Annotated in this window: 11 protein-coding genes; 5 read left to right on the forward strand and 6 right to left on the reverse strand. The window is 49.8% G+C overall.

All coding sequences use genetic code 11. The annotated features are described in order from the left end of the window. Positions 1 to 62: 62 nt before the first annotated feature. Both tal and fbp read right to left on the reverse strand, forming a co-directional pair. Positions 63 to 1,208 (reverse strand): transaldolase, encoded by a 1,146-nt coding sequence (gene tal, locus AC0QHF_RS08035; protein ID WP_324703684.1) that lies wholly within the window; start codon positions 1,206 to 1,208, stop codon positions 63 to 65. Between the two features lie 63 nt (positions 1,209 to 1,271). Then, the gene (gene fbp, locus AC0QHF_RS08040; RefSeq protein WP_324703685.1) at positions 1,272 to 2,339 is read right to left on the reverse strand and encodes a class 1 fructose-bisphosphatase; all 1,068 of its coding nucleotides are present in this window, start codon (positions 2,337 to 2,339) and stop codon (positions 1,272 to 1,274) included. Between the two features lie 285 nt (positions 2,340 to 2,624). On the opposite strand from fbp, the gene AC0QHF_RS08045 reads away from it, so the two are divergent. The 3 genes from AC0QHF_RS08045 (at position 2,625) to AC0QHF_RS08055 (ending at position 4,448) form a co-directional block, all read left to right on the forward strand. Continuing rightward, a complete protein-coding gene (locus AC0QHF_RS08045; RefSeq protein WP_324703686.1) occupies positions 2,625 to 3,539 on the forward strand; it encodes an N-acetylmuramoyl-L-alanine amidase in 915 nt (304 codons plus the stop codon). A gap of 224 nt (positions 3,540 to 3,763) precedes the next feature. Further along, positions 3,764 to 4,114 (forward strand): DUF433 domain-containing protein, encoded by a 351-nt coding sequence (locus AC0QHF_RS08050; RefSeq protein ID WP_324703687.1) that lies wholly within the window; start codon positions 3,764 to 3,766, stop codon positions 4,112 to 4,114. Beyond that, a complete protein-coding gene (locus AC0QHF_RS08055; protein ID WP_324703688.1) occupies positions 4,089 to 4,448 on the forward strand; it encodes a DUF5615 family PIN-like protein in 360 nt (119 codons plus the stop codon). The genes AC0QHF_RS08050 and AC0QHF_RS08055 overlap by 26 nt, the downstream gene beginning before the upstream one ends. Positions 4,449 to 4,973: 525 nt before the next feature. Here the strand turns inward: AC0QHF_RS08055 and AC0QHF_RS08060 are convergent. Both AC0QHF_RS08060 and AC0QHF_RS08065 read right to left on the reverse strand, forming a co-directional pair. Next, complete coding sequence (locus tag AC0QHF_RS08060) at positions 4,974 to 6,329, reverse strand: hypothetical protein (protein WP_324703689.1); 1,356 nt, start codon at positions 6,327 to 6,329, stop codon at positions 4,974 to 4,976. Positions 6,330 to 6,513: 184 nt separating this feature from the next. Then, on the reverse strand, positions 6,514 to 6,939 hold the full coding sequence (locus AC0QHF_RS08065; RefSeq protein ID WP_324703690.1) for a hypothetical protein: 426 nt from the start codon (positions 6,937 to 6,939) through the stop codon (positions 6,514 to 6,516). Positions 6,940 to 7,146: 207 nt separating this feature from the next. Here AC0QHF_RS08065 and AC0QHF_RS08070 point away from each other — a divergent pair, with 207 nt between their 5' ends. Then, complete coding sequence (locus AC0QHF_RS08070; protein ID WP_324703691.1) at positions 7,147 to 8,517, forward strand: helix-turn-helix domain-containing protein; 1,371 nt, start codon at positions 7,147 to 7,149, stop codon at positions 8,515 to 8,517. Positions 8,518 to 8,645: 128 nt separating this feature from the next. On the opposite strand, the gene AC0QHF_RS08075 is transcribed toward AC0QHF_RS08070, so the two are convergent. Then, the gene (locus AC0QHF_RS08075; RefSeq protein WP_324703692.1) at positions 8,646 to 10,175 is read right to left on the reverse strand and encodes a polyamine aminopropyltransferase; all 1,530 of its coding nucleotides are present in this window, start codon (positions 10,173 to 10,175) and stop codon (positions 8,646 to 8,648) included. A 473-nt stretch (positions 10,176 to 10,648) separates the two neighbouring features. On the opposite strand from AC0QHF_RS08075, the gene AC0QHF_RS08080 reads away from it, so the two are divergent. Next, positions 10,649 to 11,242 (forward strand): DUF4126 domain-containing protein, encoded by a 594-nt coding sequence (locus AC0QHF_RS08080; RefSeq protein WP_324703693.1) that lies wholly within the window; start codon positions 10,649 to 10,651, stop codon positions 11,240 to 11,242. A 73-nt stretch (positions 11,243 to 11,315) separates the two neighbouring features. Here AC0QHF_RS08080 and AC0QHF_RS08085 read toward each other — a convergent pair whose 3' ends face one another. Then, the gene (locus tag AC0QHF_RS08085) at positions 11,316 to 12,686 is read right to left on the reverse strand and encodes an MlaD family protein (RefSeq protein WP_324703694.1); all 1,371 of its coding nucleotides are present in this window, start codon (positions 12,684 to 12,686) and stop codon (positions 11,316 to 11,318) included. Positions 12,687 to 12,799: the final 113 nt, after the last annotated feature.

Consider the following 12,799-nt stretch of genomic DNA (forward strand, 5'->3'; position numbering starts at 1 on the left):
ATCGGGTGGGGGCAAGCTGATACTTGCCTGACCCAACCGATTTTTTTTGCTATCTCAATAGATTAGGCGGGGGAGAGTTGTTTCATTTTGGTTTCGATCGCATCCATCAAGCTGTTGAAGGGTTCGACGAATTTATCGATCCCCTCCTCGATCAGTTCGTCCATGATGCGATCGATGTCGATCGCAATTTCGGGCGCCGAGAGATTTTCGATCAGCGTGTAGGCTTCATCCACGTCGGTTTCCACCCGGTTGGCCCCGACGTGGCAATGGTCGGCACAGGCTTCGATGGTGTTGGGCGGCATGGTGTTGACGGTGTTGGGGCCGATCAGTTCGTCCACATACATGACGTCGCTATATTCGGGGTTTTTGGTGCTGGTGCTGGCCCACAGGAGGCGCTGGGGGTTGGCGCCTTTGGTGGCTAGGGCTTTCCACCGATCGCTCTGGATGATTTTCTTGTATTCTTGATAGGCGATTTTGGCGTTGGCGATCGCGACTTTTCCCTTCACCAATTCCAATTCCGCTTTCAGGTTCAAATCCGTCACCCCGTGCAGTTTCTCGTCGATCGCGTCATCGATTTTCGTATCGATTCGGCTCAGGAAGAAACTGGCGACGGAGGCAATTTTACTGATATCTTCCCCGGCTTCGACCCGCTTTTCTAAACCTCGGATATAAGCCCAAGCCGCGTCCGTATAACTCTTGACCGAAAACAGCAGGGTGACGTTGACATTGACCCCTTCGCTGATGGCTTTTTCGATCGCCGGAATTCCCTCGGGCGTCCCCGGAATTTTAATCATCACGTTGGGACGGGCGATCGCTTGGTTGTAGCGGAGCGCCTCTGCGATGGTTTTTTCCGTATCCCGGGCGAGGGTGGGGGAAACTTCGATGCTCACATAGCCGTCCAACCCGCCGGTTTCGTCGTAAATGGGCTTCAAAATATCGCAGGCGTTGCGGATATCTTCAAAAATCAGAGATTCGTAGATTTCCGACGCGGATTTTCCGTCCCGAATCCCCTTTTCAATGTCCGCATCGTAGCGATCGTTGCCCTGAATTGCCTTGTTAAAAATCGTGGGGTTGGAGGTGATCCCGTGAATTCCGGTTTCCGTCATCAACCGCTCCAATTCTCCGGACTCGATCAGGGTGCGGCTGAGATTGTCCATCCAAATACTTTGACCCAGCTTTTCGATTTCTTTAATGTGATTCGTAGCCATATCTAAAATTCCTCTTGTCTTCATGGACTCAATTAAGGGCAGTTGGGGGGGCACTCCGCTGCTCTACCCTTCGCTGTCCCGACGTTTGCGATCCTGAATGAACGACTCCACCAGGGCGACATCTTCTTTGCTGCCGATGACCAGAGGCGTGCGTTGGTGGAGTTTTTCGGGGATTACATCCAAGATATCCTGGGTGCCGGTGCTGGCCCGTCCGCCGGCCTGTTCCATCAAAAAGGCCATCGGCGCCGACTCGTACAACAGGCGCAACTTGCCCTCCGGTTTCTTCGCGGTACCGGGGTACAGAAACACCCCGCCCTGACAGAGAATCCGGTGGATGTCTCCCACCAGAGCACCGCTGTAGCGGGCCGTGTAGCCCTCGTGGCGGTGGACGTAGCGGGCGTAATCCCGAAACGACTCGTCCCACTGCCAGAAGTTGCCTTCGTTGACGCTGTAGACGGGGCCGTGTTCGGGGACGGTAATATTTTCCTGAGCCAGGATAAATTCGCCGAGGCTGGGATCGAGGGTGAACGAGTGGACCCCCGTTCCGATGGAGTAAACGAGCAAGGTACTCGGGCCGTAGAGTATGTATCCGGCGGCGAGTTGTTTGCGACCGTGTTGGAGCAAGTCGAGGGCCGCGCCATCTTCGTCGTCGCCTTCTTGTTGACGGATGGCGAAGATCGATCCCACGTTCAGGTTGACATCTAAATTCGATGAGCCGTCGAGGGGATCGTAGAGCAGGGTATAGCGTCCGATGGGACAGTTTTCGGGGATGTAGTAGGGCTTTTCCATCTCCTCGGAAGCCAGACGGCACACCAGGCCGCTCTGTTTGAAGGTGGAGATAAAAACGGCGTTGGAGTACAGGTCCATTTGTTTGACCTCTTCTCCCTGGACGTTGACATCTCCTGTAAATCCGAGGGTGCCTTCCACCAGTCCGGCCCGGGACAGGCGGCGGGCGATCAGTTTCCCCGCCAACCCGATCCGATTCATCAGGGCGCTGATATCCTGGGCGTCGGGGCCGAAACTCTTCAATTGTTGCAGGACGTGCCGGGACAGGGTGGTGCAGTCCCGATCCAGGTAGTATCCCCGATCGAGGGGATCGGGCTGCGATCGCCCCGTTTGCGTCTGTACCATAAATTGACTTTCTCCCGGTTGACTTGCCGTTCACCTCATTTCCTAGCTTTGGTGAAATGCTTGGCATTGGCTTCTATCTTAAGGAGGCTTTTGGGACAAATGGGGGGATTTTTAAGCTAAACTTCACATCTCGATCGCATTTGGGCGCGGGGAATTGCAGCGTTTGAGTATTTTTGCGGTGGGGAGTCAGGCCGAAAATAAAAAACGTCCCGCGATCGCCCCAAATCCCAATTGTGGATTAAACTTGGGGGGAATTCCTGCGTTGATGGTTTGCCCCCGGTGATCATGAAATTTAGATTGACCCCCATCCTGTTATCGATTATTTTTTTAATCGGGATCGCCCTGCCCGTCGCCTTGTCAGAGAAACATCCGGTCATCGCCAACGAAGAACGGCACGAAACGGGCGCGATCGTCGCCAACGCGAATCTGGAACTGCAACCCACCTGCGCCATCCGCCCCGACCCCAATCCCGCCGTCGCCTCCAGCCAAGTCGGGCCGGGCATTTCCCAACCCGCCCCCCTGTTCCGGTTCCGGCGTCCGATCGCGTGGCAAAATTCCGCCGCCGCCGCCGCATCGCCTACGGGTTATACTCCGATGGAATATCAAGCGATCGCCAACCCCACCAACTACGGCCAGCGCTATATTTACGATATCAACGGTCAACCCACCAACCACGTCCCGATCATCGTCCTCCACGAAACGGCGGCTACCAGCCAGAGCACGATCAACTTCTTCCAAACCCCCCACAGTTCCGAGGACAACCAAGCCAGCTACCACACCCTAATTACCCTAAACGGGGATATCGTCTATATCGTCCCCCCCGATCTGAGAGCTTTTGGGGCGGGAAATTCGGTATTTGTGGGAAGTCGGGGCACCGAAGCGGTCAAAACCCATCCCAATTATCCCCCCTCCGTCAACAATTTCGCCTATCACATTTCTTTGGAAACGCCCCCCGACGGGATGAACAATGGTTCCGGCCACAGCGGCTATACAATGCCCCAATATCAATCGTTGGCTTGGCTCGTTTCTAGGACGGGGGTTCCGCGCGATCGCATCACCACCCACGCGGCCGTTGACCGTTCCGGGGAGCGATCGGACCCGAGAAGTTTCGACCGAGAGCTTTTTTCCCAACTGTTGAGTCAGTATCCCCAAACCCTAGAAATTGTCATCGGCTGTCAGGCGCCCCGGCAGCGGGGGTGAGGGTAGAAACCGGGTTGTTTGGAAACACCCGGTTTCTGAATCTGAAATCAAAAATCTGTGTAATCTGCGTCATCTGCGGACAGAAATAGCCCGGACATCAGGAGTTGTAGGGTGCGTTCCCTCATCTCGACGAGAAATTGGGCTAATTGATGAGTGGGAACGCACCGGACGATTGACTTCGAGAAAATATCGTACCATTGAATAGAAAGCGGAGAATCGGAACGATGCAGCTAGAAGATTATTTGGAATTTATAGATCCCGACGAAATCCGTCTGAAAGGTCATCGCATCGGCATCGAAGACATCATCAAATATTATCTAGATGGATACACACCCGAACAAATTTTACAAGAGTTGCCCACCCTCAATCTTGAAAAAATTTATGCCGCGATCGCCTATTATTTACACAATCGTTTCTTATTGGATGCTTATTTATTGCGGTTGTGGAAACGGCGAGAACAGCATTATCAAGAGTTTGTGAATCATCCCTCTCCCTTGAGACAACGTTTAAAAGCAGCAAAACAACAGCGACAAGAGGAGAAATTAAACAATGAAAGTTCGGTTTCTCCTCGATGAAAATTTGCCGCCGAAGTTGAAGTTGGCGGTACAACGTTATAATCCAGATATTGATATCATTCGAGTCGGGGAACCCGAAGCGCCCCCTTTAGGAACGCCCGATCCCGACCTTCTGAATTATTTGGAAGTATCTCAACGATTATTAGTAACAGATAACCGCAATAGCATGGGAGGTCACTTGCAGGAACACTGGACAAAAGGGGGACATATTTGGGGCTTAGTTTGGCTCCGTCCAGGCAGTACAATTAGAACGTTATCAGAGTCTTTACTGTTAATTTGGGAAATTACTGAATCTGAAGAGTGGTTAGACAAATTAGACTGGATACCTTATTAGAAAAATCCGGCTTATATAGTTGTAGCTGTAGGGTGCGTTCCCTCAACTCACCGGGGAGTTGGGCTGATTGATGAATGGGAACGCACCGGACGATTGACTTCGAGAAAATATCGTAAGAATATAGCAATCGGAAACGATTTGCAAATAGTCGCGCCCCCAAACCCCCAATTCTGGGGGCTTTGAGTGGATAAATTTTTCACGAATTATTTCACATTGCTATAGCAGCCGCCATAGTGGTTAGGACATAATTACTCCAATTGAGTCCACTTGAGTGGACTTTTGCTATCAGCCTTGAAATTGATTTCAAGGCGGGTTATTGTTGGGGCGAAAAATCTTCTATCGGGGCGAAAAATTTTTCGCCCCTACTCAAATTATCTGTTAAATATCACAACCGCTTGGGAATCAATTCCCTTTTCTTATAGCAAAAATCATCTAAAGATGATTGGCGGTACAGAAATTGCGTAGAAACCGGGTTTTTTTGAAAAACCCGGTTTCTGAATTTAATGCGATCGCACCCAATCCGCTTTAAATGCTGTTTCTTATCTTCTCATCCAACTCATTCACCGCAGACATAACACCCGACTCAGGATCGTTGAGAAGAGTCTTTTTAATTTGATGCAAAGATTGTACTAAATCCTCACGCAAACGAGGCTTATTTTGGGCGACTCCATTAATATAATCCAAATAATCTAAGCCCAACAAAACAACAGCAACAGCGGGGTCTATTAGGGCTGCGACTTGACTGGAAACAAAACCAGCAGCAACTTTACTACCAGCTTTTGCAGCAAATTTAGCTACAACTTTAGTCGTTACATAACCTCCAATAATCTCTACCGGTAATATTCCATCACCTTGTTCATTTTCCAACCTTACTTTGATTGTCTCTAAATACTGATCCCAATCTGTTTGAGAAATTTTATACATTTTGGGAACATTATGTAGATCAGCAGATAGTTCCTCAAGGTAGAATTCAGTTGTATCGATGACGATTGCCCTGAATTTACTTTCGGCATATTTTGAATTGACCACGCGACGAGAAAACTCTCGATTAATATTCTTATTGATGCGATTTTTGATATTATCATTAATTTTTACATGATCGATATTTCCAGGGTCAATCACAATTTCACCTACATATTGAGCCAATACCTCGACCTCTTGTTTTTTCTGATTAAAATAATTAAAATACCAATCTAAAAAATCAGTATCTATGCGATTTACCAATTCTTTCTCCCATTCATCTAATTCCTTTTCAGCATATTTTTTCGCATTTACATAAGCCGTTTCGCGAGCCTTATCAAAAGCTTTTTGTGTTGGCCAAAAAGCCACCATGTTTTGTGTGATTTCCAATGGCGGAGAGGATTTCAAATCAGCCGCCAACGCTTGATTCATGATCGAGCGTCCCAGCAATGGCAATAAGATCAATAAAATCACGAAAATCCACAGGATTACACCGACTATCTTGATGAATTTAAAGACGGTTGACTTTGGCTTCAAATCAACCAAATTAAAATCTCGATCGCCCAAAAATTCACTCAATTTTTTATCCATATTTTTGGCGACGAACTGCCGTCCCGAAGGCAAACCACTGGAGAGACAGATTAAATTATTATTTTCATCCAAAAAAACTTGAGCCAAAAATGTTCCTTCGCTATGTTCCTTACAAATAAGAGCTGCTTGTCCGAACGACGGATTTTTTTGGCGATGGTTCTTAAAGTAACGAATCACCTCATCAAAGCTGATGTTCTCTAATACTTCCGGTATTTCTTGAATCGTGTTTGATGATTGATTAAACTCATCTACTATTCGCCCTGCATCTTCATCAGTAATTGTATTTTCTACCTGAGAATTGTTTTTTGAAAACCAGCCCAAAAATGCCATAACTTTTCTCCATGATTCGATAACAGACAAATGCGATCGCAGCACCAAACCATCAACATAAATTGTCAGGTGCGTCCCCTTAAATCACCCGGTAAATCACCAATTTATGTGTCAGTGTATATGAAAAAAACCTTTAAAACGTTTTTTTCAATATTTGCAAGATCCGTTCATCGCCTTGATTTTTCTAATCAACTGATGTATACTTCTTAATTCCTTTTTTGACAGCCAGTGCGGCAAAATATCCTAAAACAGGTAAAAAAGGAACCCAAGCGGGATGGGTAGAGGCTAATGCGGCTATACTTACACCAGAAACAATAGTATTCGCCAGATCCGGTAAATCTTGATTGATATCTTTGTCGCTTAAGGTTTTACGAAATTGTTCATTGAATCGCTCACATAGAGTTGAAATCTGGCTAGGATAATCTTGTGCAATTTGTTCAAGAGCCTCCTGAAATGCAGCCCAAACATCTCCATTATTGTCTTCAATAAAATCCAATGCTTGTTCGGCTACTGCATCACTTGAACTGCATTCTTCAAGTTCCTGCAAATCTTCTTCATTGATTTTTTGTAGCGCATCTTCCAGATCGTGACTGGGTAAATATTTGCCCATTTTTTTACACCAGATCCCTGATTTTGATTGTCAATTTTTTGATTTTAGCGATTTTAGTGATTAAAATCAAGAGCATGACGGCGTTATTTAGCGTTGTTTATTGAATTTTCTTTGCCAACAAAGTCAAATAAAAAGTGTGATTTGGTTGCCCGGTGTAAAAAAGTGTGATAAAGTGATGGATATCAAAATCTACCTCTCAAGGCGCTTATGGACATTCAAGAGGTTTTACAGTGGACTGACGAACAAGTGTTTTTAAAAACCAAACAGCATTTGGATTCCTTACAACGAGCAGTCTTGGAAGGAACCTTGGAAGGTCTAAAATATCCGGAAATTGCTGAGAATACAAAACGCAGTCACGATCATATCAAACAAGTGGCACGGCATTTGTGGAAACTCTTATCAGATACACTAGAGGAAGATATTAAACAATCGAATGTTCGCTCTATTTTAGAAAAAACTGCAACATCTAATATTTGGAATTATGGAAACTGTTCGCCGGTAGTTAGCATTAATAGTCATATCAATATTTGTGGAAATAGACGGCAAGATGAAGAAGATTATCAAATCCGATCGCCCTCCAATTTCAACTCTGCCGAAACAAAAAATAACTCGCCAATTATCGACCTAACAGACGCGCCAGAAATCACCGAATTCTGCGATCGCACCCCAGAACTCGACACTCTCCAACAGTGGATATTAGAAGAAAATACGCGCCTCATTACCATCTACGGCTTGAGGGGGATTGGTAAAAGTTCCCTCGTCCTAAAACTCGTCGAAACAATTAATGATAAATTTGATTATATAATTTGGCGAAGTCTCGTTAACGCCCCCCAGTTTGCAATCCTAAACACCCAACTCAGAAAACGTTTTAACCCCTTTTCAAACACCCCACAACCGACGACAATGGATGATTTTCGCAACGGCCGTTGTTTGCTGATTCTAGATGACCTACAGAATCTATTTGCCGGCAATCAACTCTCCGGGGAATATTTAACAGACTATCAAGACTACGGCGCATTCTTTCAGCAAATAGCCAGAAATAATCATCGCAGTTGTGTCATTCTCCTCAGTTGGGAAAAACCCCGAGAAATCGTCACTTTAGAAGCCGAAAATAGACCGGTTCGCACATTACACCTGCAAGGCTTGGGAGAAACCGCCACAGAAATCCTGAGACACAGAGGATTAACCAACGAGGACAAATGGCATGAGTTAATTACCTCGTATCAAGGTCATCCCGTCTGGTTAAATATTATCGCTTCGACGATATTAGAACTATTTGACGGTCGAGTTTCAATGTTTCTAGGTGATGAACTATTTATCGGAGACTTGTCGCCACTTTTAATATCCCAGTTGGACAGATTATCCGATTTAGAAAAACAGGCGATCGACTGGATAGCCAGTGAACGGCAACCCGTCGATATTTCCCAAAACCCCGCCGATGGTGTATTGTCGAAATTAGAACTGTGGCAGGCAATTCAATCTTTAGTCAGACGGGGGTTGGTCGAAAAAATATCGGCGGGGGAGCGATCGCACTTTCAACTCAACCCCGTATTTCAACAATATCTTCAGCTTCAATAAAATCATCAATTAACTCTTTTCAGATAGCAGTAAATATTGGATTTCTGACACATTCTCTCTCTGTGTTACTCTGTGCCGGGAGTGGTAAAAATATCGGACTATCCTGATGTATTCTCCCCGACAGTTGATCAATAAGTATTCCACCGCCAATCCGACTGGTAGCGGACGATGACGGGGTGGGAGAGGCGGTTGACTTCCACATTTCCGAGTTGGATGTCGGCGGGAAGTTGAAACAGTCCGGGGAGCATTTCGGCGGTGAGAAAGCGGGTGGAAATAGGGAGTTGAAATTGTTCCGGTTTCAGGGGCGATCGCGCCGCCATGACGAATCCCCACGGCCCGAAACTGGGGACGTTAACGGTGTAGGGATGGACGGATAAATCAATTGATTCCAGGGTGGCGACGATGGAGGCGAAGGCGCGGGGGGCGAAAAATGGACTGGATGCTTGGGTGACGAATACCCCCCCCGGATTTAATCTGAAAAGCAGGCGTCGATAGTACCCTTGGGAGTACAATTTCGCCAAAATTTCTTCGTCGGGATCGGGAAAGTCGGCGATGATGACATCGAAGGTTTCGGCGAGTTCGGGGGCAATTTTGAAGGCATCTCCGTATTTTACCGTCACCCTCGGATCGGCGAAGGCGTTTTGATTTGCCCGCAATAAAGCGGGGTGATTTTTGGCAAGTTTTACAACAGTTGGATCGAGTTCCAAAACGGTGACATTTTCGACCTGGGGCCATTTCAAAACTTCTCGCAATGCCATGCCGTCTCCCGCCCCCAACAATAGGACGTTGCGGGGGTCGCCGTTTGCCGCCATCGCGGGATGGACGAGGCTTTCGTGGTAGCGGTATTCATCGAGGGTGGAAAATTGCAAGTCGCCGTTTAAAAAGAGGCGGACATCCTGACCCCAGCGGGTGAGGACGATGCGCTGGTAGGGGGATTGGATGCGGGCGACGACGGGGGCGCCGTAGAGTTGATTTTCGAGGCGATCGCTGATGGGAATGGTGAGCGGTGCGAAAGCCAAAAGGAGGATGCCGACGAGTAAACCGCGAATCGCCCAACCGCGCAATTCGGGGAACGATCGCCCCAATAAAAACACCATAAATGCCGGGAAAGAACCGATAACGGCAGCGGTGGGAAATAATCCCAAAAAGGGTAATAACAACACAGGAAAGGCTAAAGAACCCACCAGCGCCCCCAAATAATCCAGGGCTAAAACCCCCGCGATCGCATCTTTTACTCCCTCTTCTTGTTCGATTATCCGGGTGAGAATGGGGACTTCTAAACCTGCCAGCGTCCCCAAAATTAAGGTGACTAAAAATAGCCCCAACCAGAGGGAACTGTCGATGACGAATAGGAAAAATAACCCCAAGGGGAGTAAAGCGGTGAGGGGTGCGATCGCCAGTTCGACCGCGGCCAAACTGGTCAACAATTGTCGATGTTGCTCGACGCGATTTTCGCCGGGGGCGACGAACTGACTCAGGTACGATCCGATCCCCATCGCGGCCAAAAATACCCCCACCGCCACCCCGAAGGCGAGGGCCTGATTTCCCACCAAATAACTGGCTAGGGTTCCCAGCAGCAATTCCGCCGCCAACCCGCACCCGGACGAAACCGCCGCGGCCGACAATAATAAATTTCGCTGTTTGCGTTTCAGGGTCACTGATTAATTAATCATTAATAATTAACAATTGATAATTGTCGGTCGGGGGTTCGGCTCGAACTCCGACTTCCCATCTATTCTAACGGAAATCTAATGGGGGGTCTGACCCGTCGGATCGGTTCACTTTTTATCGGGGGGAAGGGCGCGAAGTGGAACCCTTTTCGCCGCCAACCTGGGGGGTCGAAAGTCCGCCCTTCTCCAGACTGCAAGGCAATCGGCCCCGGCGCGGAGTTGCGGCCGGTGGCTGCCGTCCCCGAATGTTCGTTTGATCGGCATTTTGGCAATTTTGTGGGCGAGGTGATGCACGGTTGGAATTAAAAGGGTAAACTATAAATAGACCGGACAATGAAACGATTCTTTCACCCCGAGTTTAACCCCGGATTTTCGAGCATTTTATCAGCCATTTCGGGATCGATCTTGGGTTTCAGGGTCAGACCGACATCTGAGAACTCCCCAACCCCAAATCTCGTGTCATGATTGAACTTTTAGCAGCCCTTTCAGCATCGGCCGCAGGAGGGATGAGAATCGCTCTCCCCCTCCTCCTGATCGGTTTGCTGAAAAATAATCTGTGGTCCGACGTGCCCTTTCTGTCCGCCTTTTCGCCTCAAGTGGTGGTCGGGACGCTGGTGAGTTGGTCGCTGTTCGAGCTGTTCGCCTCCAAAAAGTTTCTGGGACAGCGGATTCTCCAACTCGTCCAACTGCTGTTGAGTCCCTTGGTGGGGGCGATCATGGGTTTGGCGATCGCCGAGGCGACCCATTTTACCCCGTGGCTGGTGTGGCTGGTGGGCATCATCGGGGGATTGTTCGCGTTGGTGCTGCAGTTGGTGCAGGCGGGGTGGTTCTACCGCCTGCGGGGTTTGCCCCTCTGGGCGATTTTCCTCCAAGATACCCTCTGCATTTCCCTGGTGATTTTCGCCTTCGACGCCCCCGAACAGGGGGGGTTGATCGCCCTGTTGTTGCTGTGGCTGGCCATCCGCTCCTCGAAGGAGTGGTATCGGTGGTACACCGCCCAGGCGGACCGCCGGAACCGCCACCACCCCCGGCGGTACAAGTGCAACCCGGATTAGGGGCAAGAGCCGTTTCATTCTCGGTTAATAATAATTAATAATTAATTATTAGCAGAACGAAACGGCCCCGGAATTAAGGGGCATCTCGGCGGGGGGCGATCGCTTCCGGGGTGAATTGAAGGGCGGAGTTCCGGGAATTGTGGGGGGAATTCGCCCAGGCCCACACCTGGGGGTCAATTTCCGAGAAGAGTAACTTCAAAGCCTCTTCGTCCCCGGCTTCGGCGGCTTGGGAGAGGGGGACCAGGGTTTGGGCGACGGCGGTTTGGCGTTCCAACTCCTGGGTGGAGGTGAGGATGTTCCCCAGGCCGTTGACGATATTTCGCAGATTGTCGCGGAATTGGGGGTCGCCGGTGAGGTCGTCGATGTCGGACGTCACCTTTTGCAGGTTTTGCAGGGTAGCCCGGGCGGAATCCAGGGTTTGCTGGAGCAAAATCAGATTGTCGGGGTTGTTGACGGTTTGGGAGACGTCCCGCAGGTTGGCGGAGGCCTCCGCGGCGTTGGCCGAGAGCGCTTCCAGGTTTTCCAGGAGTTGTCCCTGTTCGACGCGGCCGAGGATCGGGGTCAGGGTGGCGATCGCGGCCCCGAGTTCTTCGGTGGTTTGGTTGATATTATTCAACGTCGTCACCAACGTCGAGCGGTTGGTGGCCACCAGGGTATTGACTTGTTCGGCCAGGGTGCTGACTTGCGTGGCCACCCGTTCCAGGGAGTTGGCCGACTGCACCGCCGCCCCGGACACTTCGTCGATGGACCGTCGCAGGTCCGTCGAGAGGCCGTCGAGTTGGGAGGAAAAGGAGCCGATCCCCTCGTCGATGGACTGGCTGAAACTGCCGAGTTCCACCTTCGCCACATCGACAAATTCCCCCATTTTCGCGCTGAGTTCGGTGGCCTCCCGGGCGGCGATCGCGGTATTTTGGACGGCTAGGTTGAGATTGGCAAATAACTGCGGGTCGCTGTAGAGTTCGCCAAATTCGAGCATCGTCGCGATCAGCCGTTCCATGCTGATTCCCGATATCCCTTTCACCTCGGCCCCGTCGCACAGGATCGCCTCGGGACAATCAGGACCCAGGGGGCTGACAGTGAGGAGGGAAGAGGGCAAGGGGGCGGCGGGGACGATATCGACGTAGGTTTCACTGAGCAACCCGATTTGGTTCGCCACAACTTGGGAGTTCCGGGGCATGACCAAATCCACCGAATCGATATTCAGCGTCAGTACCACGCCGTTGGATTTCGGCTGTAGGGCTCTCACCTGCCCCACTTTCACGCCCCGATACCGCACCGGCGTCCCCACCTGCATTCCGGTGGCGTTGGGAAATTCGGCGACAATTTGATAATTTTGCTGTCCGAGGCGGACCCCCCGCAGCCAAAGCGCGGTGGCCCCGAATAGCCCCAATCCAAACAGGATCAGGAAGCCGACCGATCCTTCTCTCACTGTCCGCGATCGCATAATCTCTCTCCCAATCTGGCATCGGCTGAAGTCTCCATTAGGGGTCGAGAGAGAAGTCACCTTCTCCCCCTCCCATTCAGAACCGTGCATGAGATTTTCACCTCACACGGCTC

The organism is Lyngbya sp. CCY1209, from assembly GCF_055795065.1.

Excerpts from the sequence above, each read along its gene's own strand:
- tal (WP_324703684.1), bottom strand. The coding sequence starts at position 1,208 with ATGGCTACGAATCACATTAAAGAAATCGAAAAGCTGGGTCAAAGTATT.
- fbp (WP_324703685.1), bottom strand. The coding sequence starts at position 2,339 with ATGGTACAGACGCAAACGGGGCGATCGCAGCCCGATCCCCTCGATCGG.
- AC0QHF_RS08045 (WP_324703686.1), top strand. The coding sequence starts at position 2,625 with ATGAAATTTAGATTGACCCCCATCCTGTTATCGATTATTTTTTTAATC.
- AC0QHF_RS08050 (WP_324703687.1), top strand. The coding sequence starts at position 3,764 with ATGCAGCTAGAAGATTATTTGGAATTTATAGATCCCGACGAAATCCGT.
- AC0QHF_RS08055 (WP_324703688.1), top strand. The coding sequence starts at position 4,089 with ATGAAAGTTCGGTTTCTCCTCGATGAAAATTTGCCGCCGAAGTTGAAG.
- AC0QHF_RS08060 (WP_324703689.1), bottom strand. The coding sequence starts at position 6,329 with ATGGCATTTTTGGGCTGGTTTTCAAAAAACAATTCTCAGGTAGAAAAT.
- AC0QHF_RS08065 (WP_324703690.1), bottom strand. The coding sequence starts at position 6,939 with ATGGGCAAATATTTACCCAGTCACGATCTGGAAGATGCGCTACAAAAA.
- AC0QHF_RS08070 (WP_324703691.1), top strand. The coding sequence starts at position 7,147 with ATGGACATTCAAGAGGTTTTACAGTGGACTGACGAACAAGTGTTTTTA.
- AC0QHF_RS08080 (WP_324703693.1), top strand. The coding sequence starts at position 10,649 with ATGATTGAACTTTTAGCAGCCCTTTCAGCATCGGCCGCAGGAGGGATG.
- AC0QHF_RS08085 (WP_324703694.1), bottom strand. The coding sequence starts at position 12,686 with ATGCGATCGCGGACAGTGAGAGAAGGATCGGTCGGCTTCCTGATCCTG.